General features: G+C 62.8%; 21 protein-coding genes and 2 pseudogenes. 16 read left to right on the plus strand and 7 right to left on the minus strand.

Annotated features, from left to right (window positions below):
- Positions 1–299 precede the first annotated feature (299 nt).
- A pseudogene (locus ACP7CZ_RS02060) lies at positions 300–404 on the plus strand (DUF6124 family protein); the annotation flags it as partial.
- A 301-nt stretch (positions 405–705) separates the two neighbouring features.
- On the opposite strand, the gene ACP7CZ_RS02065 reads toward ACP7CZ_RS02060, so the two are convergent.
- Positions 706–6,975 carry an amino acid adenylation domain-containing protein gene (locus tag ACP7CZ_RS02065; RefSeq protein WP_426173614.1) on the minus strand — a complete coding sequence of 2,090 codons (6,270 nt, stop codon included), beginning with the start codon at positions 6,973–6,975 and terminating at the stop codon, positions 706–708.
- A gap of 490 nt (positions 6,976–7,465) precedes the next feature.
- Here ACP7CZ_RS02065 and ACP7CZ_RS02070 point away from each other — a divergent pair, with 490 nt between their 5' ends.
- Both ACP7CZ_RS02070 and ACP7CZ_RS02075 read left to right on the plus strand, forming a co-directional pair.
- Positions 7,466–8,260 carry a helix-turn-helix transcriptional regulator gene (locus ACP7CZ_RS02070; protein ID WP_054897417.1) on the plus strand — a complete coding sequence of 265 codons (795 nt, stop codon included), beginning with the start codon at positions 7,466–7,468 and terminating at the stop codon, positions 8,258–8,260.
- The gene (locus tag ACP7CZ_RS02075; RefSeq protein WP_294164732.1) at positions 8,260–9,729 is read left to right on the plus strand and encodes an efflux transporter outer membrane subunit; all 1,470 of its coding nucleotides are present in this window, start codon (positions 8,260–8,262) and stop codon (positions 9,727–9,729) included. Before ACP7CZ_RS02070 ends, ACP7CZ_RS02075 begins: the two co-directional genes overlap by 1 nt.
- On the opposite strand, the gene hpaA is transcribed toward ACP7CZ_RS02075, so the two are convergent.
- On the minus strand, positions 9,656–10,516 hold the full coding sequence (gene hpaA, locus ACP7CZ_RS02080; RefSeq protein ID WP_294164730.1) for a 4-hydroxyphenylacetate catabolism regulatory protein HpaA: 861 nt from the start codon (positions 10,514–10,516) through the stop codon (positions 9,656–9,658). The two genes, ACP7CZ_RS02075 and hpaA, sit on opposite strands and share 74 nt — an antisense overlap.
- A gap of 128 nt (positions 10,517–10,644) precedes the next feature.
- Between hpaA and ACP7CZ_RS02085 the strand changes: the two genes are divergently transcribed.
- From ACP7CZ_RS02085 to hpaI, 8 genes are all read left to right on the plus strand, one after another.
- Positions 10,645–11,310: a fumarylacetoacetate hydrolase family protein gene (locus ACP7CZ_RS02085; RefSeq protein WP_034128183.1), complete on the plus strand. Its 666-nt coding sequence runs from the start codon at positions 10,645–10,647 to the stop codon at positions 11,308–11,310.
- Entirely contained in the window at positions 11,307–12,077 is a 771-nt protein-coding gene (locus ACP7CZ_RS02090; RefSeq protein WP_054917481.1) for a fumarylacetoacetate hydrolase family protein, read from the plus strand. Before ACP7CZ_RS02085 ends, ACP7CZ_RS02090 begins: the two co-directional genes overlap by 4 nt.
- 5 nt (positions 12,078–12,082) lie before the next feature.
- The gene (gene hpaE / locus ACP7CZ_RS02095) at positions 12,083–13,543 is read left to right on the plus strand and encodes a 5-carboxymethyl-2-hydroxymuconate semialdehyde dehydrogenase (protein WP_294164725.1); all 1,461 of its coding nucleotides are present in this window, start codon (positions 12,083–12,085) and stop codon (positions 13,541–13,543) included.
- Positions 13,544–13,683: 140 nt separating this feature from the next.
- On the plus strand, positions 13,684–14,541 hold the full coding sequence (gene hpaD / locus ACP7CZ_RS02100; protein WP_294164723.1) for a 3,4-dihydroxyphenylacetate 2,3-dioxygenase: 858 nt from the start codon (positions 13,684–13,686) through the stop codon (positions 14,539–14,541).
- Between the two features lie 15 nt (positions 14,542–14,556).
- The gene (locus tag ACP7CZ_RS02105) at positions 14,557–14,949 is read left to right on the plus strand and encodes a 5-carboxymethyl-2-hydroxymuconate Delta-isomerase (protein ID WP_105227272.1); all 393 of its coding nucleotides are present in this window, start codon (positions 14,557–14,559) and stop codon (positions 14,947–14,949) included.
- Between the two features lie 134 nt (positions 14,950–15,083).
- The gene (locus ACP7CZ_RS02110) at positions 15,084–16,388 is read left to right on the plus strand and encodes an MFS transporter (protein ID WP_294164713.1); all 1,305 of its coding nucleotides are present in this window, start codon (positions 15,084–15,086) and stop codon (positions 16,386–16,388) included.
- Between the two features lie 11 nt (positions 16,389–16,399).
- Entirely contained in the window at positions 16,400–17,203 is an 804-nt protein-coding gene (gene hpaH, locus ACP7CZ_RS02115) for a 2-oxo-hept-4-ene-1,7-dioate hydratase (RefSeq protein ID WP_294164712.1), read from the plus strand.
- Between the two features lie 16 nt (positions 17,204–17,219).
- On the plus strand, positions 17,220–18,020 hold the full coding sequence (hpaI, locus tag ACP7CZ_RS02120) for a 4-hydroxy-2-oxoheptanedioate aldolase (RefSeq protein ID WP_054917501.1): 801 nt from the start codon (positions 17,220–17,222) through the stop codon (positions 18,018–18,020).
- A gap of 123 nt (positions 18,021–18,143) precedes the next feature.
- Here hpaI and hpaR read toward each other — a convergent pair whose 3' ends face one another.
- The gene (gene hpaR / locus ACP7CZ_RS02125) at positions 18,144–18,566 is read right to left on the minus strand and encodes a homoprotocatechuate degradation operon regulator HpaR (protein ID WP_032896376.1); all 423 of its coding nucleotides are present in this window, start codon (positions 18,564–18,566) and stop codon (positions 18,144–18,146) included.
- Positions 18,567–18,773: 207 nt separating this feature from the next.
- On the opposite strand from hpaR, the gene ACP7CZ_RS02130 reads away from it, so the two are divergent.
- From ACP7CZ_RS02130 to ACP7CZ_RS02150, 5 genes are read left to right on the plus strand one after another with little or no spacing between them, the layout of a single operon-like run.
- Positions 18,774–20,072, plus strand: coding sequence for an NAD(P)/FAD-dependent oxidoreductase (locus ACP7CZ_RS02130; protein ID WP_294164710.1), 1,299 nt, complete (start codon positions 18,774–18,776; stop codon positions 20,070–20,072).
- A gap of 31 nt (positions 20,073–20,103) precedes the next feature.
- Positions 20,104–20,469: a cupin domain-containing protein gene (locus tag ACP7CZ_RS02135; RefSeq protein ID WP_020301331.1), complete on the plus strand. Its 366-nt coding sequence runs from the start codon at positions 20,104–20,106 to the stop codon at positions 20,467–20,469.
- Between the two features lie 13 nt (positions 20,470–20,482).
- Positions 20,483–21,304 (plus strand): molybdenum cofactor biosynthesis F family protein, encoded by an 822-nt coding sequence (locus ACP7CZ_RS02140; RefSeq protein ID WP_294164706.1) that lies wholly within the window; start codon positions 20,483–20,485, stop codon positions 21,302–21,304.
- Positions 21,297–22,100, plus strand: a complete 804-nt coding sequence (locus ACP7CZ_RS02145) for an SDR family NAD(P)-dependent oxidoreductase (protein ID WP_294164705.1) — start codon at positions 21,297–21,299, stop codon at positions 22,098–22,100. The genes ACP7CZ_RS02140 and ACP7CZ_RS02145 overlap by 8 nt, the downstream gene beginning before the upstream one ends.
- Positions 22,090–22,845: an SDR family oxidoreductase gene (locus ACP7CZ_RS02150; protein ID WP_054897407.1), complete on the plus strand. Its 756-nt coding sequence runs from the start codon at positions 22,090–22,092 to the stop codon at positions 22,843–22,845. Before ACP7CZ_RS02145 ends, ACP7CZ_RS02150 begins: the two co-directional genes overlap by 11 nt.
- Positions 22,846–22,962: 117 nt before the next feature.
- Here the strand turns inward: ACP7CZ_RS02150 and ACP7CZ_RS02155 are convergent.
- The 4 genes and pseudogenes from ACP7CZ_RS02155 to ACP7CZ_RS02170 all read right to left on the minus strand — a co-directional run.
- A pseudogene (locus ACP7CZ_RS02155) lies at positions 22,963–23,052 on the minus strand (hypothetical protein); the annotation flags it as partial.
- Between the two features lie 115 nt (positions 23,053–23,167).
- Entirely contained in the window at positions 23,168–24,109 is a 942-nt protein-coding gene (feaR, locus tag ACP7CZ_RS02160) for a transcriptional regulator FeaR (RefSeq protein ID WP_054897406.1), read from the minus strand.
- A gap of 114 nt (positions 24,110–24,223) precedes the next feature.
- Complete coding sequence (locus tag ACP7CZ_RS02165; RefSeq protein ID WP_294164704.1) at positions 24,224–24,790, minus strand: DUF3156 family protein; 567 nt, start codon at positions 24,788–24,790, stop codon at positions 24,224–24,226.
- Positions 24,753–26,252: an APC family permease gene (locus ACP7CZ_RS02170; protein ID WP_054897404.1), complete on the minus strand. Its 1,500-nt coding sequence runs from the start codon at positions 26,250–26,252 to the stop codon at positions 24,753–24,755. Before ACP7CZ_RS02170 ends, ACP7CZ_RS02165 begins: the two co-directional genes overlap by 38 nt.
- Positions 26,253–26,384: the final 132 nt, after the last annotated feature.

Raw genomic sequence — 26,384 nt, forward strand, 5'->3', positions numbered from 1 at the left:
CTACGGTAGATCGCTCTCTGTAGGAGCGAGCTTGCTCGCGAAAAACTCACAGGCGCCGCGTTTATTCAGAAAGCTCGCGTTATCGTTGAGGTGTTTCGCGAGCAAGCTCGCTCCTACAGTGGTTTTGATGCAAATACCTTGGTAGTTCAGGCGCACCGAGTCGATGCCATCGCAGGCAAGCCAGCTCTCACATGGGTTCGCAGGGCATCAGTTGATTCAATGTCGGCTGTCAGGCCGTCACGGGAGCAAGCTCCCTCGCCACAGTGACCGGGTCAGTCTCAACTGACAAGCGTCAGGCTTGCACCGCCAGCTTGCTCGACAGCGCTTCGGCCACGGCGCTCGATTGTGGCGAGTTGTTGGATAGCCCAGGGCGGGCGAAGATGCTGGCCGTGTGGCATTTGTAGGCGATTGCCAAGACTACGGTGGATCGCTCTCTGTAGGAGCGAGCGTGCTCGCGAAAAACTCACAGGCGCCGCGTTTATTCAGAAAGCCCGCGTTATCGTTGAGGTGTTTCGCGAGCAAGCGCGCTCCTACAGTGGTATTGATGCAAATACCTTGGTAGTTCAGGCGCACCGGGTCGATGCCATCGCAGGCAAGCCAGCTCCCACATGGGTTCGCAGGGCATCAGTTGGATCAATGCCGGCGGTCAGGCCGCTTTCGCGAGCAAGCCCGCTTCCACCGCAAGCTCCCCTCGCCACTAGTCAGCTAAATCCGTCGACGGCGGTTGAGTTGGGGGATGGCGGCTTCGGGAGCTTCTACGCGCGGGGCCTGCGCCAGCGTTTTGGCGGCCAGTTGCGCCAGCGTGGGCTGGCTGAACAAGGTGCGTGCGTCCACGTCCAGCCCGGCCTTGCGCAGGCGGGCTACCAGGTTCACTGCCAACAGGGAGTGCCCGCCCAGTTCAAAGAAGTGGTCATGGCGCCCTACCCGTTCGAGCTTCAACACGTCAGCCCAGATCCCGGCCATCAGGGTTTCCACCTCGCCCACTGGCGCTTCGTAGGCTCGGCTAAGCACGGCCTCCAACCCTGGCGCCGGCAGGGCCTTGCGGTCGAGTTTGCCGGCGGGGTTGAGGGGCAGTGCGTCGAGTTGCACGAAGGCGGCCGGCACCATGTATTCCGGCAGGTGCTCCAGCACATGGTCACGCAAGGCTTGCAGGCTCGGCGCCTGGCCGCGCAAGGTGAAGTAGGCCACCAGGCGCTCATCGCGAATCAATACCGCCACCTCGTGCAGCGCCGGGTGGGCGGCCAGGTGTGCTTCGATCTCTCCCAGCTCCAGGCGCACACCGCGCAGCTTGACTTGGAAGTCGTTACGCCCAAGGAATTCAAGAGTGCCGTCTGGCAGGTAGCGCACCAGGTCGCCGGTGCGATACAGGCGGTCGCCGGGCACGAAGGGGCTTTCGATGAAACGTTCGGCGGTCAGCTGTTCCAAGCCCAGGTAACCACGGGCAACGCCGACGCCGCCGATGTGCAGTTGGCCGCTGATACCCATGGGCACCGGCGCATCATGAGCGTCCAGGACATACAGGCGGGTGTTGTTGATGGCGCGGCCAATCGGCAGTTGCAAGGCGGGCACCGGCGCGTCGGGTTCGAGGGTCCAGGCGCAGCTGTCTACCGTGGCTTCGGTGGGGCCGTACACGTTATGCAAGCGCACCGTGGGCAAGCGCGCCTGCACGCCACGGGCCAAGGCGGCGGTGAGTTCGCCGCCGCCGCACACTATATCAGTGAGGCTGGTGCACAGGGCCGATTCGTCCAGGTCCAGAAACTGCTGCAACATGGCGGGCACGAACTGGATCACCCTGATCTGCTGCTCACGAATCACCTGGGCCAGGTACGCCGGTTCACGGTGCCCATCGGGCCGCGCCAACACCAGGCGCATGCCGTTGCTCAACGGCCAGAACAGCTCCCACCCAGAACCATCGAAGCTGAACGGCGCGCGCTGCAACAAGGCGCCGCCTTCGGCGTTCGGGCACAGTTGCGAGCCCCAATGCAACAGGTTGCCCAGGCCACGGTGCTCGATCATCACACCCTTGGGCGTGCCGGTGGAGCCCGAGGTGTACATCACGTAGGCGAGATTGGCGACGCTCAAGCCTGGCACGCTTGGATTGTCGATTGGCGCCTGATTCCAGGTGCAGTGGTCGAAGTCGATCAGCGGGATCGAGACATCGCCCACCCCTTCGCGAGTGGCAGCTTGTACCAACAGCGCCACTGGCTGGCTGTCTGTGAGCATGTAGGCCAGGCGCTCGCGTGGGTAACCTGGGTCGAGCGGCACATAGGCGCCGCCCGCCTTGAGAATTCCCAATAAGCCCACCACCAAGTCCAACCCACGCTCCACGCACAGCGCCACCCGCGAGTCCGGTTGTACGCCGTGCTCACGCAAGTGAAAAGCCAGTTGGTTGGAACGTTCGTTGAGTTGGCGGTAGGTCAATGCGTGCTGACCCGCCTGCACCGCAATGGCATCGGGGATTCGCCGCGCATGGGCTTCAAACAGCGCTTGCACGGTCAGCGTTTTTGGGTAGTCGGTGGAGGTTGCGTTGAAGTCCACCAATAGAGTTTGCAACTGGCTCGCGGGCAGCACCTGCACACCGCGCAGCGGCATATCCGGCGTGCTTTCCAATGCGTCCAGCAGGCCGTTCAGCGCGGTGTCGAAGTAGCTCAAGACAGGTTCAGCGCCCACTGTGTCCGGGGCCATGACCTTGAGCCGGAAGCCGCTGGCCGTGTCGTCCACCGTGAGCATCAACGGGTAACTGAGGATGTCTTCACTGCTAAGCAAGGCAATGCCCGGCACAAGGTTCAGTCCAGGGTCCGCCGAGGTGTGACGATAGTTGAGCAAACTGTTGAACAGTTCCGGCACGCCGCTACGACGCTGGGCCAACGCCAGGGACGCCTGTTCATGGGCGAGCAAAGCGCTCAGTTGCGCGTGAGTGTCGTGCAGCGCATCCGCCACGTTTTGCCCGGCCAGGCGCAGGCGCAGCGGCAAGGTGTTGATAAACATGCCCAAGGCCCGCTCGGCCCCCTCGCCGGCTCGCAAGCGGCCGAGCAGCACGGTACCGAACACCACATCTTCGCGGCCGGCTACACGGCTGAGCACCTGAGCCCAGGCCAGGTGAAAAAGGCTCGCGGCACTGACCCCCAGGGCTCGGGCCTGGCTGCGCAGGCGCAGATTGAGCGCGTCGCTGAGCGAGCGCTGCGCCTCTTCGGTCTCGGCACGCAGGGCCTGACGCTTCTGTAGGCCGAACGCCAAGGTCGGCTCATCGACATCCGCCAGACGCTCTCGAAAGAACGCCTCGTGCGCCGCCTGGCGAGCCGTTGAGCGGGACTGCGCGACCATGTTGCGATAAGGCACGGGCACAGGCAGTTGCGCCTGTTGACCCAGCAGATGGGCACGAATCTCGTCCACCAGCAGCGTGGTCGACGTGGCATCGTTGACCAGATGATGAAAGCGCAGCCTGGCGACCCAGCGCTGGTGCTGGGGCTCCTCGGCGTAATCCAGGGCCATCAGCGGCGCCTGGCGCAAGTCCAGGGGTTGCGCCGGTTCGCGCAGCACTTCAACCCGCAGCTGCGCCTGGCGCCACACCACCTGCATCGGTTGTTCCAGGGCATCCCACACCAGGCTGGTGCGCAAAATATCGTGGCGATCGATCACCTGTTGCAGGGCACTGGCGAAGGCATCCAACTGCTCGCGGCGCGCGAAGCTGAACAGCGCTTGTTGCTGGTACGGGTCGTGCGCATCGGTGAGGTGGTGGTAGAGCAACCCTTCCTGCAACGGCGCCAGCGGATAGATATCCTGCACGTTGGCGGCGCCGCCAGGGATGCCGGCGACGATGCGGTCAAGGCTGGTTTGGTCAAGTTCGGCAAGAACGAGCAAATCCTTGGTGATATGGGTGCAACCGGCCGGGATTCGATTGGCCGGCACCGCCTGTTCGTGACCGACACACGCCGCCGCCAGCGCCGCCAGGGTGGGCTGGCCGAACAGCACTTGCACATCGGCGCGCAGGCCGGCCTCGCGCATGCGCTGCACCAGTTGCACCGCCAACAGCGAATGCCCGCCCAGCTCGAAGAAATGGTCATGGCGGCCCACTGGCTGCACATTCAGCAACTCGGCCCAGATCTGCGCCAGTGTGGTCTCCACGCCCTCTTGTGGCGCTTCGAAGCGGCGGGTGATAAAGGCTTCCTGGGTCGGTGACGGCAAGGCTCGGCGGTCGAGCTTGCCGTTGGCGGTGAGGGGCAACGCGTCGAGGCACACGTAAGCCGCCGGCAGCATGTAGTCCGGCAGCGAGGCTTGCAGGTGAGTGCGCAGCACTTCGATTTCCACAGGCTGACGGGGCACGAACCACGCCCATAATTGCCCGTCGCGAAACTGCACCACCGCGTCCTGAAGCGCCGGATGGCTGGCCAGGGCCGACTCGATTTCCCCCAGCTCGATGCGCACGCCACGGATTTTTACCTGGTCGTCATTGCGCCCCAGGTAGTCGAGATTGCCGTCTGGCAGCCAGCGCGCCAGGTCGCCGGTGCGGTACATGCGAGCGCCGCTGAAAGGGTCGTCGATAAACCGTTCGGCACTCAACTCGGCACGGTTCAGGTACCCCCGCGCCACGCCCTTGCCGCCGACATACAACTCCCCCGCCACGCCAATCGGCACCGGGCGTTGCTGCGCGTCCAGCAGGTAGACGCGGGCATTGGCGACCGGCGCGCCGATATGCAACGGCTGGCCCACCTCAACGCGCCCCGAGGTCGTCACAACGGTGGCTTCGGTGGGGCCATAGTTGTTCACCACCGCGAACGTCTGTGCCTGGGGGAAGGTGCGCAGGCGGTCGCCGCCGATCAGCAAGGTGCGCAAGGTAGGATGCCCCAGCCCCTGGCTGAACGCATATTCGGCCACAGGCGTGGGCAGGAAACACACATCCAATGGTTGCGAGCGCCACCAGCCGAGCAACGCGTCGATATCTTCCGCGCCTTCATGGGCCGGTGGCAGGTGCAAGGTCGCCCCCACGCACAACGCCGGCCAGACTTCCCAGGCCATGGCATCAAAACCGAAGCCGGCGACGCTGGCAGTGTGGCTGCCCGCATGCAGGTCGAACGCTTGGCAATGCCAGTCCACCAGGTTCGACACGCTGTGATGTTCGACCATCACACCCTTGGGCAACCCGGTGGAACCCGAGGTGTAAATCACGTAAGCCAGGTTCGACGGCGTGACGGCAACCTGAGGGTTACTGTCGATGGATGCGCTACCAGGCTCCAGCGCGATCACCGGTACCGTCGAGACGGGCAGACGCTGGCGTAAATCGCGCTGAGTCAGGATGGCCGCGGGCGCGCTGTCGTGCAGCAGGTACTCCAGGCGTTCGCCGGGATGGGCCGGGTCAAGCGGCACGTAGCAGGCGCCGGCCTTGAGGATCGCCAACAGCCCCGCCAGGGTGTCAAGGCCACGCCGGGCCAGGATTGCGACACGGTCATCGGGCTGTACGCCGAGCGCCACTAGTTGATGGGCGAGTGCATTGGCCTGGCGGTTGAGTTGGGTGTAGCTCAGTGAACGGTCCTGAAACACCGCCGCAATCGCGTGGGGCGTGCGTGCGGCCTGGGCTTCAATGCGCTGGTGCAGGGTTTGCGGCGTAGCGTTGGGCTGCGCGGTGGCGTTCCAGTGCAGCAGTCGGGCCTGCTCCTCGGGCAGCAGCATGCAAAACTCGCCGATGGGCAGCGCAGTGTCCTCCAACCCCTGCTCCAGCAGCCCGATGAAACGCTGGGCCAACGCCTGCACATCGTGCGCCTGGAAATACGCCTCGTTGTAGACGCAATGCAGCCACGCATTGTCCTGGTAACGGTTGCTGCGCAAGTGAATGGCGAGCGGTAGCGCTTCATGGTGATTGGAGACTTTGATCGCGCGGGCCTGGACCTGACCGAAGCGCAGGTCGTGGTCGTCCTGCTCGAACGATACCGACACGTCGAAGAGTTGCCCGCGATCTGTTCGGCGCAAGCCCAGTTCGTGGTTCATCTCACTCAACGGGAAGCGCTGATGACGAAAATCCTGCTTGAGCTGATCACGGATGCCCCGTACCAGAGCACCGAAAGACACGCCCTCGTTGAACGCAAAACGTACCGCGCTGACCTGGGTGAAGAGGCCCACAGTGGCGCGAAAACGCGCGTTGGAGCGGTTGAGAATCGGCAGGCCCACTCCCCATTCCTGCCGTTGGCCGGTGCGGGTGAAATACACATACATCGCCGCCAGCAACACATGAAAGGCCGACGCCTGGTAGTGGTTGGCAACCTGCTCCATGCGGTTGAGCAACTGTACCGGAAAGCCTTGCACCCAGGTGTTGCTCGACGTTTTGGTGTTGTGCCTGGGGCTGAGCAGCGGCTCGGGCAGTATCTGGTATTTGCTCAGCCAATAGTCGCGGTCGCGGGCGTAGCGGGCCGATTGCAGGTAGCGTTGGTCGGTGTCGATAAAGTCGATGTAGGAAGGCGCCAGTGGCTCGGTGGCGCGCCCCTGCTCCAGGGCGCTGTAGAGCTGCGCGAGGGATTGCAGCATCTGGCCGAAGCCCCAGCCGTCGAGGATCAGGTGATGAGCCTGGGTACCGAGGCGGTAATGATCATCATCAAGTTTGACCAGGAAAAAACGGCACAGTGGCTCGCCGCTCAGGGCGTAGGGCCGAGCCATTTGCGCCTGCATGAAGGTTTGGCTTGCCGCGGATGGGTCGGGCAGCGCGGAGAAATCATGCAGCGCCATTTCCACCTTCAGCTCCGGGGCGAATGTTTGCCCAGGCAGGCCATTGGCGTCGGTGTGCAGTTGGGTGCGTAGTGCATCGTGACGGGCCACCAGCAGTGCGACAGCATGCTGCATGCGTTCGGGCTCGACGGTGCCGGCAAAATCCAGATAGCCGCCAATGTTGTACAGCGGCGAATCGCCCACGCGCAGTTGGTCGAGCCAAATGTCTTGTTGGGCGCCAGTGAGGGGGAAGCGGGCCGGCTGGCTGGAGGAATACTGCATAAGATCCTTCTCATGGGGGTCAGGCACTGGCCGCGCAGAGGTGGCCCATTACGCCGAAGTTGCCGGATTGGAGCATGGCCGCCGAGGGGTGTCTGACACCCGAAACCCGGACATTCAAATGGATGGATAGGCCTTGATCGAAGGTTCATGGCTGAAACGATTAAAGCGTTGTAGGAGATTGGCTACAGCTCATCCATGCCGAGCCTCTGGATAACCCCTTTATTTTAATAATTCATCATTTACATCAATAAGTTAACTAAGACTAAAAATAACTTACACCTGTACGTAGCCGGCTTAGTTCCCGAGAAACGTCGGATTAATGGCGCAGCTTTTATGGCAGCTTGTGTCCCTCGTTTCCGCTACATACGTAGGACAAATCCCTATGGCTAAATAAAATCTCGAACGCCGAGTTACGTTCAAGCAGTACGGAGTGCCCTGCACAGGCCCTGGGCAACCGTTGACGGTTTTCGACATCAAGGATGAGATGGCTATGAGTCTGACCCCAAGTATTGGCGACACCTGCGGCCCGCATTTTTATGCCGAAATGGGCGAGTTGATTTCAAACAGCGGCGACGAACATTTCGCCGCCACGATGTTGCAGCTGGTGGGCAAGTGGGTACCGATTCACCTGGTAGACCTCAGCGAATGGACCCTGGATGAACTGCGCGACCGCGTGCTGGACATCAAGTTACTGGGCAGCGCCGGGGTGAAAAAGGATTTGTCGGTGCCCCAGACCTTGCATGCGCTGAACGACCACCCGCTGTTGCGGCAGATGCTGCACATGCAAGACCCGCTGCTGATCCAGATGAACGCCAAGGCCAACAGCGCGCATCCGCGCGGTACTTCGCACCAGTGCAATCTGGTATCGCGCCAGGGCAATCGACGCTGTGTGATTTCGTTCTACCGCCCGCCGACGCAGCAGGGGTTCTCCCTGGCTGAGTTGTCGTTTCTCAAGTGCTTGTCGGACACGCTGTTGCCGTTGATGGAACGGCACGCCCAGAGCCTGCGCCAGGCGCCGCACGCCGAGACTGAGCCGGCCCATACCCTGTTGGAACAATCGCAGTTGCAGCGTGAGTTCTACAAACGCTTGTCTTTGAGCGACATCACCCTTTCGGCGCGGGAACAGGAGGTGTGCCTGGGCCTGCTGACCGGCGGTACCGTGCCGCAAATCGCGGAGAAACTCAGTGTCAAAAACAGCTCGATCGAGACCTACCTCAAGCGCGCCGCCGCCAAGCTGGGCGTGAGCGGCCGGCATGGCCTGGCCAAATGGATGGTGGGCGCCTGATGAACACACGAGCACTGTGCACCGTCGGCATGGCCTGGATGCTCGGCGGTTGCTCGCTGATTCCCGAGTACCAGCGACCAGCCGCGCCGACGCCTGCGCAGTACCCCCAAGGCGGCGTGTACCGCCTGGCGCAGGCCGGCACCCAGGCGCAAAACCCGGACTGGCAGCAGCTGTTCCGCGACCCGGCGCTGCAACAGCTGATTAATGATGCGTTGGTCAACAACCGCGACCTGCGAGTGGCGGCCCTGAATGTGCAAGCGTTCCAGGCCCAGTACCGAATCCAGCGCGCGGATCTGTTCCCGGCGATCTCTGCCACAGGCGCCGGCAAGCGCCAGAAGTTGCCAGGGAGCGTGACCGGCACCGGCAAGTCAGCGATAACCTCCAACTATTCCGCCACCTTGGGCCTGAGCGCCTATGAGCTGGATCTGTTTGGCCGCGTGCGCAGCCTCAGCGAACAGGCGCTGCTCACTTACCTGGGTACCGAACAAGCGCGGCGCAGTACGCAATTGAGCCTGGTGGCCAACGTCGCCAATGCCTACCTGACCTGGCGCGCCGATCAGGAACTGCTGGCCTTGGCCGAGCAAACCCTGGTCGCCAACGACCACAGCTGGCAATTGACCCGCCGCAGCAAAAGCGCAGGCAAAGCCTCGGCGCTGGACGTGGTGCAAGCGCGCACAGCAGTGGAAAGTACCCGCGCCAGCGTAGCCCGCTATGAACGCCAGGTGGCCCAGGACCTCAACAACCTCACACTGCTGGTGGGTGGCCCGGTGGATGAACACCTGCCTGCGCGACCGCTGGCCGACGATCTGGTCGCTCGCGTGCCCGCCGGCTTGCCCTCGGACCTGCTGCAACGCCGCCCGGATATCCTCCAGGCCGAATACCAGTTGCAGGCGGCCAACGCCAATATCGGTGCGGCCCGTGCCGCGTTCTTTCCTTCCGTGACCCTGACGGCAAACGCCGGCAGCACCAGCAAGGAGCTGTCGGGGCTGTTCAAGGGCGGCTCGGGTAGCTGGACCTTTCAGCCGCAGATCAACCTGCCGATCTTCAACGCCGGCAGCCTGCGCGCCAGCCTCGATTACGCCAGGCTGCAGAAGGACATCACGGTGGCCCAGTACGAAAAATCCATCCAGGGCGCCTTCCAGGAAGTTGCCGACGGCCTCGCCGCACGCCAGACCTTCAACGACCAACTGGCGGCGCAACGGGATTTCGTCGCCGCCAACCAGAACTACTATGACCTGGCCGAGCACCGTTACCGCAGCGGCGTGGACAGCAACCTGACGTTCCTCGATGCGCAGCGTTCGCTGTTCAGCGCGCAACAGGCACTGATTGTGGACCGGCTGGCGCAGTTGGTCGCCGAGGTGAATTTGTATACCGCACTGGGGGGCGCCTGGGATATCAGCGCAACCCCGACTGCCGCAGCCGGTACTCCCCCGGTGTCATCTGTGCATAGCGCAAAAAAAACCGGCTGAAATACGCAGGGTCCTTGAACCCCAGCTGGTAGCAGATTTCATTCGCGGAACTGCCGGTAAACAACAGCAGGCGCTTGGCCTCTTGCATCAGCCGTTCAAGGATCAGGCGCTTGGACGGCAGGTCAGCAATGCGTCGGCACACTTCATTGAGCCGCGCCTGGGTCACGCCAATGCCCTCGGCATAACGCGCCAACGGCCAATGTTCCAGGTAGTGGGCTTCGATCAGCTCGTTGAAACGATGGAAGATGCGCAGGTCTTCGTGGGCTGTCGGGCGTGCCGGCTGGGCGTGGGCGCACAGGCGCAGCAGGCGGATCATGATCAACCGCGTCAGGCTGTCGAGGGCGGCGGCGCGCCCTGCCCGTTCGGCGTTGATCTCACTGCACAGCGCCTCGAAGAGTTGTTCCAACCCCTCAGCGTCGCCAGTCAAGGCCACACATGCGGCGCCGGAGGCGAGGCTGGGGTCGGCGTCGATCAATCCCCATACAAGCTGCTGGCGCACCGTCAACACATGCCCGTCGGCATCGGCTTCGGTGACAAAAGCATGGGCCACCGTGGGCGGCGTGAGAAAAAACATCGGTCCCGATTCAACGTACTGGCGGTCATCCAGATACACCCGCACTGCACCACTCTTGACGTAATGCACCTGGAAATACCGGTCATGGCGATGCACCGCCATATTGCGCCCGAAAAACCCCGCCAGGTTGCCGAGCTTGTCGTAATGCACCTCGGCGTCGCTGTAGCGCTGGTCGTAGACCTGCCCGATGTTGATGTTGGGAATCGGCTTCACGGGGCTCTCTTCTTGTTGTTGTGAGGCCAGCGCAGTGTGCCACGCTTGACGGTAGTTAACATATTAATTATAACGTTAACAACTTAACGAACGGCCTGTGCAGCCGTCGTCACCGCCAGGAGAAACGCATGAGCCGTACCCTGCATGATGTTGCCAGCGGCACCCTGTTCGGCGTTGCGCTGAACTACCAGGGCCTGCTGGACCAGCATCTCGCCGCCTTCCAGCAGGCGCCCTACCAGCAGCCGCCGACCAAGCCGGTGCTGTTTATCAAAACCCCCAACACCCGCAATGCCCATGGCGGCGTAGTGCTGCAGCCTGCGGGCGAGCGCCTGCAGCCGGGCCCGGCGCTGGGTGTGGTGATCGGCCAGCGCGCCAGCCGTGTCAGCCTGGAGAACGCCATGGCGCATGTGGCCGGGTATGTGGTGGTGAATGAATTCAGCCTGCCGGAAGACAGCTACTACCGCCCCGCCGTCAAAGCCAAATGCCGCGATGGGTTTTGCGCCCTGGGCCCGCAGTTGGTGGCGCGGGATCAAGTGGCCAACCCCAATCAATTGAGCCTCAAGCTGTTCGTCAATGGCGAGCTGCGCCAGGAAAGCTCTACCGCCGATTGGGTACGCGACATCCCGCAATTGATCGCCGAGATCAGCGAGTTCATGACCCTGTACCCCGGCGATGTGCTGATCACCGGTACCCCGCAAGGCCGCGTGGATGTGCAGCCAGGCGACCAGGTTGAGGTCGATATCACCGGCATTGGCCGCCTGAGCAACACCATTGCAGCGGAGGCATCGGCATGAAACGCGCACGTATCCACTTTGAAGGTGCAACCCACAACGTATTGGTGCAAGCCGACTGCAGCGTGCGCCTGAAGGATGGGCGGTTGCTGGCCGAAGACCAGGTGCAATGGCTGCCACCCGCCACCGGCAACATGTTCGCCCTGGGTTTGAACTACGCCGACCACGCCGCCGAACTGGCCTTTACGCCGCCGACCGAACCGCTGGCATTCATCAAATCGGTGGGCACTTACACCGGTCACCGCCAAGTCAGTTGGCGCCCCGACAACGTCGCCTACATGCACTACGAGTGCGAGCTGGTGGCGGTGATCGGCAAGACCGCGCGCAACGTCAAGCGCGCCGACGCCCTGGACTACCTGGCCGGTTACACGGTGTGCAACGACTACGCGATCCGCGACTACCTGGAAAACTACTACCGCCCCAACCTGCGCGTGAAAAACCGCGACGCCACCACCCCGGTCGGCCCGTGGATTGTCGACGTGGCCGATGTGCCCGACCCAGGCAACCTGAAATTGCGCACCTGGATCAACGGCGAACTGCGCCAGGAAGGCAGCACGAAAGACATGATTTTCGATATCCCCTACCTCATCGAATACCTGTCCAGCTTCATGACCCTGCAACCGGGCGACATGATCGCCACCGGCACGCCCGAGGGGCTGGCCGATGTGGTGCCGGGGGATGAGGTCGTGGTGGAAGTCGAAGGCGTGGGCCGCCTGGTCAACCGTATTGTCAGTGAAACGGAGTTTTTCTCCGCGCGCAAAGAGGCTTGAGCACCATGATCAAACACTGGATCAACGGCCGTGAGGTCGAAAGCAAAGATACCTTTATCAACTACAACCCGGCCACCGGCGAGGCCATCGGCGAAGTCGCCAGCGGCGGCGCCGAAGAAGTCGCGCAAGCCGTAGCGGCGGCGAAGGCGGCGTTCCCCAAGTGGGCCAATACGCCGGCCAAGGAGCGCGCGCGCTTGATGCGCAAACTGGGTGAGTTGATCGAACAGAACGTGCCACACCTGGCCGAGCTGGAAACCCTGGACACCGGCCTGCCGATCCACCAGACCGAGAACGTGTTGATCCCGCGTGCCTCGCACAACTTCGATTTCTTCGCAGAAGTCTGCACCCGCATGGACGGCCACACCTACCCGGTGGACGACCAGATGCTCAACTACACCCTGTACCAGCCGGTAGGCGTGTGCGGGCTGGTGTCGCCGTGGAACGTGCCGTTCATGACCGCCACCTGGAAGACCGCGCCGTGCCTGGCGCTGGGCAATACGGCGGTGTTGAAGATGTCGGAGCTGTCGCCGCTGACCGCCAATGAACTGGGGCGCCTGGCGGTGGAAGCCGGGATTCCCGACGGCGTGCTCAATGTGATCCAGGGCTACGGCGCCACCGCCGGTGATGCACTGGTGCGCCACCCGGATGTACGGGCGATTTCCTTTACCGGCGGCACCGCCACCGGTAAGAAAATCATGCAGAGCGCCGGCCTGAAAAAGTATTCCATGGAACTGGGCGGCAAGTCGCCGGTGCTGATTTTTGAAGACGCCGATCTGGAACGCGCCCTCGACGCCGCGTTGTTCACGATCTTTTCCCTCAACGGCGAGCGCTGCACCGCTGGCAGCCGGATCTTTATCCAGGAAAGCGTCTACCCGCAATTTGTCGCCGAGTTCGCGGCGCGAGCCAAGCGCTTGATCGTCGGCGACCCCCAGGACCCGAACACCCAGGTCGGCTCGATGATCACCCAGGCCCATTACGACAAGGTCACCGGCTACATCAAGATCGGCCTGGAGGAAGGCGCCACGCTGCTGGCTGGCGGCCTGGAACGCCCGGCCAACCTGCCGGCGCACCTCAGCCGCGGCCAGTTTATCCAGCCGACGGTGTTTGCCGACGTGAACAACCGGATGCGCATCGCCCAGGAAGAAATCTTCGGCCCGGTGGTGTGCCTGATTCCGTTCAAGGATGAAGCCGAGGCATTGCAACTGGCCAACGACACCGAATACGGGCTGGCCTCCTACATCTGGACCCAGGACATCGGCAAGGCCCACCGCCTGGCGCGCGGTATCGAAGCGGGCATGGTATTTATCAACAGCCAGAACGTACGGGATTTGCGCCAGCCGTTTGGCGGGGTCAAAGGCTCGGGCACCGGGCGTGAAGGCGGCCAGTACAGCTTCGAAGTGTTTGCCGAGATCAAGAACGTGTGTATTTCCATGGGCAGTCATCACATTCCGCGTTGGGGCGTCTGAAGCCCGCATTGCTTGTAGGAGCGAGCTTGCTCGCGAAGCACCCACAGGCACCGCTGGCTACCTGAAGCGCTGCGTTATCGTTGACGTTTTTCGCGAGCGAGCTCGCTCCTACAAAAGAATAATTATTCAGGAGAGTCATCATGGGCGAAGTGGTTCTGGCAGCGAAGATCTGCCACGTACCGTCGATGTACCTGTCGGAACTGCCCGGCAAACATCACGGCTGTCGCGAAGCGGCGATTGCCGGGCACAAGGAGATCGGCCGGCGTGCCCGCGAACTGGGGGCCGACACTGCGGTGGTGTTCGACGTGCACTGGCTGGTCAACAGCGGCTACCACGTCAATTGCGGCGAGCAGTTCCAGGGCACCTACACCAGCAACGAACTGCCGCACTTCATCAAGAACATGGACTACGCCTACCCCGGCTGCCCTGAACTGGGTGAGCTGATCGCCGCCGAAGCCAACCTGGCCGGCGTGCGCAGCATGGCCCATAACATCCCGAGCCTGGAGCTGGAATACGGCACCCTGGTGCCCATGCGCTACATGCATATGGACGTGCCCGAGGAGCAAAAGCTCAAGGTCATTTCCATCGCTGCCTGGTGCGCCTGGCATCGCCTGGAAGACAGCTTTGCCTTCGGCGCCGCCGTGCGCCGGGCCATCGAAAAGAGCGACCGCAAGGTGCTGGTGCTGGCGTCCGGCTCGCTGTCCCATCGGTTCTCGGACGACCGCCAGGCTGAGGCGAATATCCACAACTGGACCCGCGAATTCGACAAGCAGGTGGACCTGCATGTCGTGCAAATGTGGAAGCAAGGTCGCTTCAAGGAGTTCTGCGCCATGTTGCCCGACTACGCCGAACATTGTTTTGGCGAAGGCAAGATGCACGACACCGCCATGCTCCTGGGCCTGCTGGGTGGGCCGGACTATGCCAAGCCGACCGAGATCATCACGCCGCCGTTCGGCAGTTCGGGCACCGGCCAGATCAACGCGATTTTCCCGCTTTAACCCTGGGAGAACACCATGCCGCACTTTATCGCTGAGTACACCGACAACCTCGAACAGCAGGCCGATTTGCCCGGCCTGTTTGAAAAAGTCCACCGCGTGCTGGGTGACAGCGGTGTGTTTCCATTGGGCGGCATTCGCAGTCGCGGCGTGCGCCTGGACACCTGGCGCATGGCCGACGGCAAGCACGATTATGCCTTTGTACACATGACCCTCAAGGTCGGCCATGGCCGCGACCTGGCGACGCGCGAAGCAGTCGCCCAAGCGGTGTTCGCGGTGATCACCGCACACTTCGCCGAGCTGCAGGCGCAACGGTTGTTGGCGCTGTCGTTCGAGATGATCGAGCTGCACCCGCAGCTCAACTTCAAGCAGAACAATGTGCATGCGTTCCTGAACAACCCGGCGAACTGAAACGGCCCCGCCCTCCCTGTAGGAGCGAGCTCGCTCGCGAAAAACCCACAGGCCCCGCGGATCACCGGCAGCGCTGCGTTTTCGTTAACGTTTTTCGCGAGCAAGCTCGCTCCTACAACAAAAAGAACAACGCCATGAGCACAGCCCATTCCACTGCAAGCCTGCGGCTTGCCGAGCACGACCGTACCCATCGTTTGGTGACCTGGCGCCTGATGCCATTGTTGCTGGTGTGTTACCTGTTCGCCCATCTGGACCGTATCAACATCGGCTTTGCCAAGATGCAGATGAGCAGCGACCTGCACTTCAGCGACACCGTGTATGGCTTCGGCGCCGGCCTGTTCTTCATTGCCTACGCATTGTTCGGCGTGCCCAGCAACATTGCCCTGGACCGTGTCGGACCACGGCGCTGGATCGCCTGCCTGATGGTGGTGTGGGGCCTGCTCTCCACCGGCATGTTGTGGGTGGAGAGCGCGCGCGGGTTCTACGTGCTGCGCTTTCTGCTGGGTGTGGCCGAGGCCGGTTTTTTCCCGGGGATCCTGGTATTCCTCAACCGTTGGTACCCGGCACGCCGTCGCGCCCAGGTCACTGCCTTGTTTGCCATTGCAGTGCCTATGGCCGGGGTGCTGGGCGGGCCGATTTCCGGGGCGATCCTGGAGAACTTCCACGACGTCGGCAGCCTGCGCGGTTGGCAGTGGATGTTCCTGATCGAAGGCGCACCCGTGGTGCTGCTGGGGCTGGTGGTGCTCAAGTGGTTGCCGGACAGTTTCGAGTCGGTGCACTGGCTGAGCGCCGAGCAAAAACAGCAACTGCGCACCCAATTGAGCAACGAGGAACAGCGCAAGACCATCACCTCGTTCGGCGGCATCCTGCGTGACCCGCAGGTGTGGCTGCTGGTGGCCGTGTACTTTGCGGTGATGCTGGCGGTCAACACCCTGGCGTTCTGGATGCCCACCCTGATCCACGGCGCCGGCATCGGCCGTGACAGCCAGGTCGGCTTGCTCAGCGCCGCGCCGTACCTGGCCGGCTGCGTCTTCATGCTCGGCTGCGGGCGCTCGTCCGACCGCCACCGCGAACGCCGCTGGCACCTGTGCGTGCCGTTGCTGATGGCGGCACTCGGTATCGCCGTCGCGGGCCTGGCGCCCGGCAATGCGCTGCTGGTGATGGGCGGGCTGGTGGTCGCCGGCATGGGCGCCAGTGCCGCCCTGCCGATGTTCTGGCAACTGCCACCGGCGTTTCTCTCCCACACCACCCAGGCGGCGGGCATCGCCATGATCAGCTCGTTCGGCAGCATCGCGGCGTTCCTCGCGCCCTACCTGATCGGCTGGATGCGCGACGCCACCCAGAGCGCCAGCCTGGCCCTGTACGTACTCGCCCTGTTTATCGCCCTCGGTGGTTTGCTGGTGCTGCGCACCCAGGCCGCCATCGTCAACCCACACTAGAGACCGTTGCCATGCTCGACTCCCAGCAAATCCTCGCAGCCGCCGCCCACCTGGACCATGCCGAACGCAGCCGCGAACAGGTGCGCCAGTTTTCCCTCGACTACCCCGATATGACGATCGAGGACGCCTACGCCATCCAGCGTGAATGGGTCGCCCAGAAGATCAAGCACGGGCGCACGCTCAAGGGTCACAAGATCGGCCTGACGTCACGGGCCATGCAGGTGTCGTCGAATATCACCGAACCCGATTACGGCGCTCTGCTCGACGACATGTTTTTCGACGAAGGCAGCGACATTCCCTTCGAGCGTTTCATCGTGCCACGGGTGGAGGTGGAACTGGCTTTCATCCTCGGCAAGCCGCTCAAAGGGCCCAACTGCACGGTGTTCGATGTGCTCGACGCCACCGAGTGGGTGATCCCGGCGCTGGAAATCATCGACGCCCGCATCCAGCAGGTCGACCCGCATACCAACGCCACCCGCAAGGTGTTCGACACCATCTCCGACAACGCCGCCAACGCCGGTGTGGTCCTCGGCGGCCGCGCCGTGCGCCCCACCGAGATCGACCTGCGCAAGGTGCCGGCGGTGTTGTATCGCAATGGCGTGATCGAAGAGTCCGGGGTGTCGGCGGCGGTGCTCAACCACCCGGCCAAAGGCGTGGCGTGGCTGGCCAACAAGCTGGCGCCCTATGACGTCACCCTGCTGCCCGGCCAGGTGATTCTCGGCGGCTCGTTTACCCGCCCCGTGGCAGCCCGCTCTGGCGATACCTTCCACGTCGACTACGACCTGCTCGGCTCGATTGCCTGCCGCTTCGTCTGAACCCAGGAGTGCTTTCATGGACATGCCTGTCAACCGCTTCAAGCAACGCCTGCACAACCGCGAGGTACAGATCGGCCTGTGGCTCGGCCTTGCCAATGCCTATAGCGCCGAGTTGGCCGCCAATGCCGGTTTCGACTGGCTGCTGATCGACGGCGAACACGCGCCCAATCAGCTGCCGGGGATGCTGGCGCAATTGCAGGCCATTGCGCCCTACCCCAGCCAGGCGTTGATTCGCCCGGTGATCGGCGACACGGCGCTGATCAAACAACTGCTGGATATCGGCGCCCAGACGCTGCTGGTGCCCATGGTCGAAAACGCCGCCCAGGCCCGGGAACTGGTGCGCGCCCTGCGCTACCCGCCCCAGGGTATTCGCGGAGTCGGCAGCGCCCTGGCCCGCGCCTCGCGCTGGAACAGCATCGCCGATTACCTCGACCAGGCCGATGCGCAGATGTGCCTGCTGGTGCAGATTGAGAATGCCGAGGGCCTGGCCAATCTGGACGCCATCGCCGCCGTCGAAGGCGTGGACGGGGTGTTTATCGGCCCGGCAGATTTGAGCGCGTCCATGGGCCACCGGGGTAACCCGGGGCATCCGCAGGTACAGGCGGCGATTGAGGACGCCATCGTGCGTATCGTCAAGGCGGGTAAGGCGGCAGGGATTCTCAGTGCGGATGAAAATCTCGCACGACGCTATATCGAGTTGGGAGCGACGTTCGTGGCGGTGGGGGTGGATACCACGGTGTTGATGCGGGGGCTGCAAAGCCTGGCCGGGAAGTTCAAAGACGTACCGATGGCTCCCAATACCGGTGGTGTCTACTGAAATCCATGTGGGAGCTGGCTTGCCTGCGATGGCGGTGCATCAGCGACAGATAAGCCAGCTGACCCGGCGCTATCGCAGGCAAGCCAGCTCCCACAGTTGACCGGTGGTGGTTCAGTCATTAGTTCAGCGCTTGATGTTCTTCAAGTCATCCAGCAACCCCAACAGCATCTGGAATTTCTCTTCGCCAAACTGATCCTGCAAACGCTGGTAGTTGGCCTCCATGCACTGGCTCATTGACTCGAAACTCGCCTTGCCCTTGTCCGCCAGGGTAATCAGCACCCGGCGCTGGTCCTGTTCGGCCTTGCGCCGGTGCACCATGCCGGCCGCTTCCATGCGCACCAGTACGCCGGTCATGCTCGGCTTGAGGATGCAGGCCAGTTCCGCCAGTTGGTAGATCTCCAACTCACCGTGCTGTTCAAGGATGCGGATGATGCGCCATTGCTGTTCGGTCAGGCCGTGTTCATTCAGGGAAGGACGGAAAAAACTCATGGCGGCCTCGCGCGCTTGCAGCAAGGCCAGGGTCAGGGATTGTCGAGGTGTGGACATAGGGCTCAGGGTCACGAAGTATTTAGTTAATAGTTTAACGAAACTCTAACATTCCCGGCCGGCGAGCGCGCTATAACTTGTAGGTGCCCTCGCCCGTGGCGCGCTGAATCAAAAACCCGGGCACGCAGGATCAAGACTTCCCGCCCGCCAGGGGCCCTAATGGAGGCATCCGCTTTAGCGCCTTCCTTCACTTTTTCAGGCTGCGCCATGATCAACATCGAAACCCCCACGTACTACACCGCCACCAAGAAATACAACCTCAGCTTCCCCACCCTGGAACAGGATATCGACGCAGACGTCGTGGTCATCGGCGGCGGCTTTTCCGGGATCAACACGGCCCTTGAGCTGGCGGAAAAAGGCATCACCAACATTGTGGTGCTTGAAGCGCGCTACCTGGGCTTTGGCGGCACGGGCCGCAACGGTGGGCAAATCATGGCAGGCATCGGCCATGACCTGGAGAAGATCAAGAAGGACGTGGGCGAAGACGGCCTGCGCCAAGTGTTCGAGATCAGCGACCTGGGCGCCGACATCATCAAGAACCGCATCGCCAAGTACAACATCGACGCGGACTTTTGCCACGGCTACGGCTACATGGGCTTCAACGCCCGCCAGGAAAAAACCCTGCGCGCCTGGGAGAAGAACTTCAAGTCGATCAACAGCCAGCACGAAATCCGCTTTCTCGGCGGCTCCGACGTGCAGCAGATCATCGGCTCCACCGCCTACACCAGCGCCCTGTTGCACATGGGTGGCGGGCATGTGCATTCGCTGAACCTGCTGCTGGGCGAAGCCACCGCACTGGCCAGCCATGGCGTGAAGATCTTCGAGAACAGCCCGGCCCTGGACGTCAGCTACGGCGAGCGCATCACCGTGCGCACCGGGCGCGGTTCGGTACGCGCCAGCAAGTTGCTGTGGGCCTGTGACAGCTTTCTCAACAATCTGGAGCCAGAACTGCACCGCTCGACCATCAACACCTACGCGTTCCAGATGATGACCGAGCCGTTGTCCGAGGAGTTGATCCAGCGCATCAGCCCGATCCGTGGGGCCTACAGCGATATCCGCCCGGTGATCGACTACTACCGCGTGACTAACGAAAACCGCCTGCTGTTCGGCGCCGCGACGCCTTTGGTGGAGCACATTCCCGGCGACCTGAAAGCCTGGAACCGCAACCTCATGCTGAAGATTTTCCCCTACCTCAAGGACGTGAAAATCGACCTGGCCTGGGGCGGCCCGATGGCATGCAGCCCGAACCTGTTCCCGCAGGTGGGCACCTTGCCGGGGCGCAGCAATGCATTTTTCGTGCAGGGCTATTCCGGCTTTGGCGTCACGCCCAGCCACATCATCTGCAAGGTGCTGGCCGAAGGCATGAGCGAAGGCTCGGCGCGTTATGACCTGGTCAGCTCGATTCACCGCCCCACCATCATCGGCAAGGACGCGATTCGCCCCCTGCTGCTGACGGCGGGCAAATCCTGGCACCAACTTTCCGGCTACTGGAATGGGCGCCGCTAACCCTCTTTTCTCACTCACAGGAACCACTGCCATGCCTCTTACCGCCCTGAAACACAACGTCCAGCTGTCGGAACTCGACGCCTGGGGCACCGTGGCCGACCTCGGCTCGCAAATCCTCGAAGGCGAAGTACGCGCCTTCGGCAAGATGACCTTTGGCGCGCCCACCGATGCGGTCAGCAGTGCGTACTTCGGCACGACCCAGGGCAAGTTCCGCATGGTTTACCCGTTCGCCGAACAGGCCACGATAGTCACCGGTGAAGTGGTGCTGACCGACGAGTCCACCGGCCAATCCACCCGCTACAAAGCCGGTGACAGCTGGTTCGTGACCAAGGGCACGCCCGTGCTGTGGGAAGTGGTCAGCGAGAGTTTCGTCAAACACTACTTCGCCGTCGTGTAAGGGAGGGGTTGCCATGTCGAATTCATCTGACTGGATCACCGTGGGCGCCCTGGCCGACGGTTTTGCACCCGAGGCGTTCATCCTGCCGACCCTGGCCGACCTGGCCGGCCAGACCTTCACCCTGCACTTTGCCAATGGCTGGCAGATCGAACACCGCTTCGAACAGGAGCGCTTGGCCTGGCACGCCGCCGATGGCCACTCCAGCGGCAGCGCCGTCTACCGCGCCAGCTCCATTCGCCCGGGCCTGTACCTGGTGGACTTTATCAAGCACGAGGCGGGGCAAAGCTGGTCGATCAGCCTGGTGCTGGACACGCCAACTGCGTCCTTTACCGCGGTGATTGGCCGTATGCCGGAACCGGCAGAGACCCACGAAGGCCTTTACCACCGCGCCCTGGCTGGCAAACCGCTGACCTCGGTACAGGTTGACTTCCTCCACGGCAGCCTCGACCGGCCGTGGCAGGAGGGCCACTGCCTGCACGCCCCCACCGACGAGTTGGTCGGCCTGCGCAACCACTACCGCTACAGCCCCAGCGAGGTCTACGAACACATCTACCTCAACCCGCGGTTCTACGCCTGGCAATGCCTTGAGGGCGTGGAGAAAGGCTTGTGCGACACCGACCGCTGCCATTACTACAAGATCGCCGAACAGCTATACCTGTTCGTCTGGCAGGAGAAGATCGTACCGACCCTCGGCCTGGTGCTGATCGACCTGCAACAGCACCGCAGCGACGGCAAGATCTTCGGCTATGCCGGGGCGTCCTTCGACGCGCTGTCGAACTTCCCGATCAGTTCCTATTGCCAGGTGCTCAACCGCACAGAGTACCCCGGTGACTGAGCCGCGCACGGTGGTGATCACCGGGGCCGGCACCGGCATCGGCGCTGCCTGCGCACGCTTGTACGCACAGGAAGGCGCGCATCTGGTGCTGATCGGTCGGCGTCGTGAGCCACTGGAACAGGTGGCGCAAGACACCGGCGGGCTGATCCTGGTGGGCGATGCCGCCTGCCCGGACACCTGGGACGGCTTCATCCAACAAATCCGTAGCCACTTCGGGCACCTCGATGTGCTGCTGGCCTGTGCCGGTGGCCACGGGCTGGGCAGTGCGACCCAGACCAGTCAGGCCACCTGGGAAGGCGCGCTGCGCAGCAACCTCGACAGTGCGTTTTACAGCGCCCGCGCCTGCCTGCCGCTGTTGCAGGAAAGCGCCGGGAACATCGTGCTGATTGGCTCCATCGCCTCATTGGCGGCAGGCCCCGAGGTGTGTGGCTACACCACCGCCAAGCATGCGCTGCTCGGGCTCAACCGCTCGCTGGCCCGTGATTATGGGCCCCATGGCGTGCGGGTGAACGCGGTGTGCCCAGGCTGGGTGCACACGCCGATGGCCGACGCGGAGATGCAGCCGTTGATGGAGGCGTACGGCGAAACCTTGCAGCAGGCCTATGCGCGTGTGTGTGCCGATGTCCCGCTGCGGCGCGCCGCCCGTGCCGACGAGATCGCCAAGGTGTGCCGCTTCCTGGCCAGCGACGACGCCTCGATCATTACCGGCGCCACGTTGGTGGCGGACGGTGGCTCCAGCATCGTCGACGTGCCGACGCTGGCGTTTACGCACCTGGAGCCTGCCCATGACGAATGACCTGGATTTCAGCGGCCAGGTCGTGCTGGTCACCGGCGGCGCCCAGGGCATTGGCCTGGGCATCGTCCAAGCCTTTGCCCAACGCGGTGCGCGGGTGGTGATTGCCGACCGTAGGGTTGAACAGGCTGAAGCCCTGGCTGCCGGGTTATGCGCGCAGGGGTATCACGTTGACGCCGTTGGCGTTGACCTGGCGGATGCCGAAGCGGTGTTCGCCTGCGTCCAAGGCTTGGCGCAACTGGATGTGCTGGTGCACAACGCCGGGTATTTTCCGCTGACCGCCTTTGCCGACATTACCCCAACGATCCTGGAGCGCACCCTGGCGGTGAACCTGTCGGCGCTGTTCTGGCTGACCCAGGCGGCGTTGCCGATGTTTCGCGAACAAGGCCGGGGCTGCGTGCTGGTGACGTCTTCGGTCACCGGCAACCGGGTCGGTTATCCGGGGCTGAGCCACTATGCGGCGTCCAAGGCCGGGGTGAATGGGTTTATCCGCAATGCAGCGCTGGAGCTGGCGCCGTTGAATGTGCGGGTCAACGGCGTGGAGCCCGGCATGATCGCCACCCCGGCGATGGATAACCTGGGCGATGCGGCCGTGAATGACAGCATCGCCCGCCGTGTGCCGCTGGGGCGCCTGGGCGCGGCGGCGGATATTGCCGGGGCGATGGTGTTTCTGGCCTCTGACCTGGCGGGCTATATCACCGGGCAGACGCTGGTGGTGGATGGTGGCGCGACGCTGCCCGAAATCTGAAACCCGATCGTTCCCACGCTCTGCGTGGGAATGCATCCTGTGACGCTCCGCGTCACGACTTCTGGCGCGGGACGCGGAGCGTCCGGGGCGACGTTCCCACGCGGAGCGTAGGAACGATCACGCTTGCACCGCCTGCAACCGGCTGGAACGAAAATCCTTGGGCGATACTTCGAACTGCTTCTTGAACGAGCGGCTGAAATGCGCCGAGCCGATCGTTCCCACGCTCTGCGTGGGAATGCATCCTGTGACGCTCCGCGTCACGACTTCTGGAGCGGGACGCGGAGCGTCCGGGGCGGCGTTCCCACGCGGAGCGTGGGAACGATCACGCTTGCACCGCCTGCAACCGGCTGGAACGAAAATCCTTGGGCGATACTTCGAACTGCTTCTTGAACGAGCGGCTGAAGTGCGCCGAGTCGGTAAAACCCCACTTGTAGGCAATCGAGGTGATCGACTCACTGCGCAGGAACGGGTTGGTCAAGTCATCTGCACTGCGCTTGAGCCGTGCGCGCTGGATATAGCGGCAGACGCTGTCATCCTGTTCTTCAAACAGACGGTACAGGTGCCGCACCGAGATATTCAGGCGGTTGGCCAGGCCGATGGGGCTCAGGCCTGGCTGGCTCAGCGACTCATCAATGACTTTTTGCACATAGCTGCGCAGGTTATTGCCGTGCAACGCAGCAACGCCCTCGCGGCACTCGTCGCCCTGCTCCAACGCCGAACCCAACAGCGAGACGAAGGCCGCTTGCAGCGCCTCCACTTGCGTGGCGTCATCGTCGGTATCGTCCTTGCACAGTTGGTCCATCAGCACATGCAGCATGCGCCCACAGGCCTTGGTCGAGGAGATCTTGCCGAAGGCCCGTGCCTGACCGCCCAGGTGCTTGCATACCGCGTTGCGCGACAGGGACAGCGAGGCGTGTTCGATCAGGCCGAAGGGGGTGATTTCGATGGAGCCCACCGAGTCCATCAACAGCATCTCGCCAGGCGCCAGTTGCACGGTCTGCTCATTTTGGGTGATTTGCGAATAGCCGCTGCGCTGGCTGACCAGGAAACATTCCTGGTCGTTGTCATGGTCGGCGTGGTGCGTCGGGCGCTTGATCAGCCCGGCATTGGTGCGCAGGATGGCCAAGCCACGCGGCAGGTTATGGATCTCGCCGATAAACAGCGAACGGTTGAAAGCCAGTTCGGTATCGAAGTGGCCGCACGCGTCGCGCAGTTCGCGGTTCCAGCTGTCGAGCCCGTCGGGTGCATGCTGTGGGATGCTCATTGGGTGTCTCCGCAGTGGCGTTATTCTTGTTGTTCTGGCGCAATAGTTAACATGTTATCTATATGCGCGCAACAACAACCTGTTTGCCCTTTGCAGAAGCACTAATGGTGCCAATCAGAGGTCCGACAATACCCGCCGCAATCCGGCCAGTACGACCAAGAGATACCCGCGTTGCTCGGTGCTCAACGCAATGTAGCGCCGGAACGCCGGCATGCGGTTGACCACCTCACTGCCGCCCATATGCTCCAGGCGCACGCACCATTGCTGGTCTTGCAGCTCGATGCGCAGGCGCTTGAAATCCAGCGGCATCAACGCCTGGAACAACGCGCTGTCAGCCTGCAAACGCGCCTGCAACTCACGGCCCAGTGCCTGGTTGCCAGCGCGGCGCCGCACATGAATACCGCTGCGCCGGATCGCGCCGCCATGGTGCACCTCGAAGCTGCCAGCGCCACCCGCTGCAGCAGGAACGCGCAGGACACATTCGGTCAGCACCAGGTGCATCAACAACTGAGACTCGGTGCGCTCGACAATCTCGAAGGCCACACCGCCCACTTCAAGGCTTGCCAGGCCCAGGTCACGCCGCAGGTGGGCCAGGGTCACCCCCGACCGATACCCGCTGGGTGCGCGGTCAGCACGAAACAGCTCAAACAGTTTTTGCCGCAAGGTCGCTATAACCCTCATGGGTATGCCCCGGTTCGTGATTGAATTCCTTGGCCAACACCTCTTCCACGCAGGCGGGCTTGAAGGGGTTGACCTTCTGCACCACGAGAGTCCAGAACAGCGCATAGGTGGCCGTCACGCCGAGCATCACGCCAAACGGCACATAAATGTCAGCCGGGTTCATGCCTGGCGGAGTGATAAACCACATGCCCAGCAGGATGCCGATGCTGGAGACGATCTGCGGCAGCGGGAACCACGGCGAGCGATAGGCCCGAGGCAAGTCCGGACGCCGAATGCGCAGGATCACCACCGAAAGCGTCACCAACAGGTAAGCGAAACTCCACGCGCATACCGCCGCCAGCACCAGGTGCATGATGTTGTCGGTGTTGCCGCCCAGGTACAGCGCATGCAGGCACGGAATCAACATGGCCACCAGGATGCACAACAGCGGCGTCTTGAAACGCGGGTGCAGGTAGGTGAACACCTTGGGCAAGGCGCCATCCACCGCCATGCCGTAGAGGATGCGCGGCACGCCGGCCATCAGGGTATTGATGGTCGCAGCGCCAGCGAACAGAAAGCCAATACCCAGCCACAACGGGCCGATCTGCCCCATTACCTGTTCGGCAAATCGGGGGATGGCCATGGGTGTGTCCAGCAGGTGCACGCCGGACGCGGCGTCGAGCACGACGTTTTCCACCTGGCGCTTCATCGCCGCGCCATAGATGAACATGCACGTCGCCACGCCCATCAGCCCGAGCATCATCGCCCGTGGCATCACCTTGGCCGATTGGCGCAGGTCCGGCGCCAGCGGGGTGACGAACTCGCAACCCACGAACATGAACATCGCCATGCCCACCAGCGACAGCACGGTGACCAGGTCGGTGCCTACCAGCGACTCACCGAACCAGCCCTCCAATTGCACCGCTGGCGCGGCGATCAGGCCCAGTACGCCGAACACCATCAGGGTGGTCCACATGCCGAAGGTCAGGATGATCTCGGCGCGGCCAAATGCGCTGACGCCAAAGGCGTTCAGCACGCCGAACACCAGTACGAAACCGACGCCCAGCAACCACGAGCCGCCGGCCGACTCTGCCAGGGTGTTGAGGTGTTCGAAGTTCACCAGGGCCATGACGCCGGCGAGGATGGTTTCGGCGGTGCCGGCGAACACATGCACGATCAGGTAGGCCGACAAGGTCCCGGTGATCGCAAAGAACCGGCCCATGCCGCAGTTGATGTAGTCGTACACCGAACCGGTGGTGGGCAGCATCGAGGCGGCCTCGGCAAAGGTTGTCGCCTGGGCCAGCATCATCACCACGGCGATCAGCATCGCCAGGGCAAACGCGCTGCCACCGATGCCAAAACCCATGGTGGCGGTGAGAATCACCGGGCTGGCCATGATCAGGCCGATGGTGCTGGCCAACGCAGTGGGAAAACCTACCGTGCCCCGGTTGAGGTGTGCGGTGAGTCGGTCGTTGATCGACATGGAGGGGTCCTCGAAGCGGTTTTTTTTAATGTGTCGGCACTCTGCGCCCCACTCCCGTTGATCGTCTTGCCCCTGTCTGCCGCCGGTTTTGTTGCTGCCTGCCAAGGCCTGCTGCCTGGCGGGCAGAGTCAA

The organism is Pseudomonas sp. DWP2-2, from assembly GCF_049897065.1.
Lineage (GTDB): Bacteria > Pseudomonadota > Gammaproteobacteria > Pseudomonadales > Pseudomonadaceae > Aquipseudomonas > Aquipseudomonas paracarnis.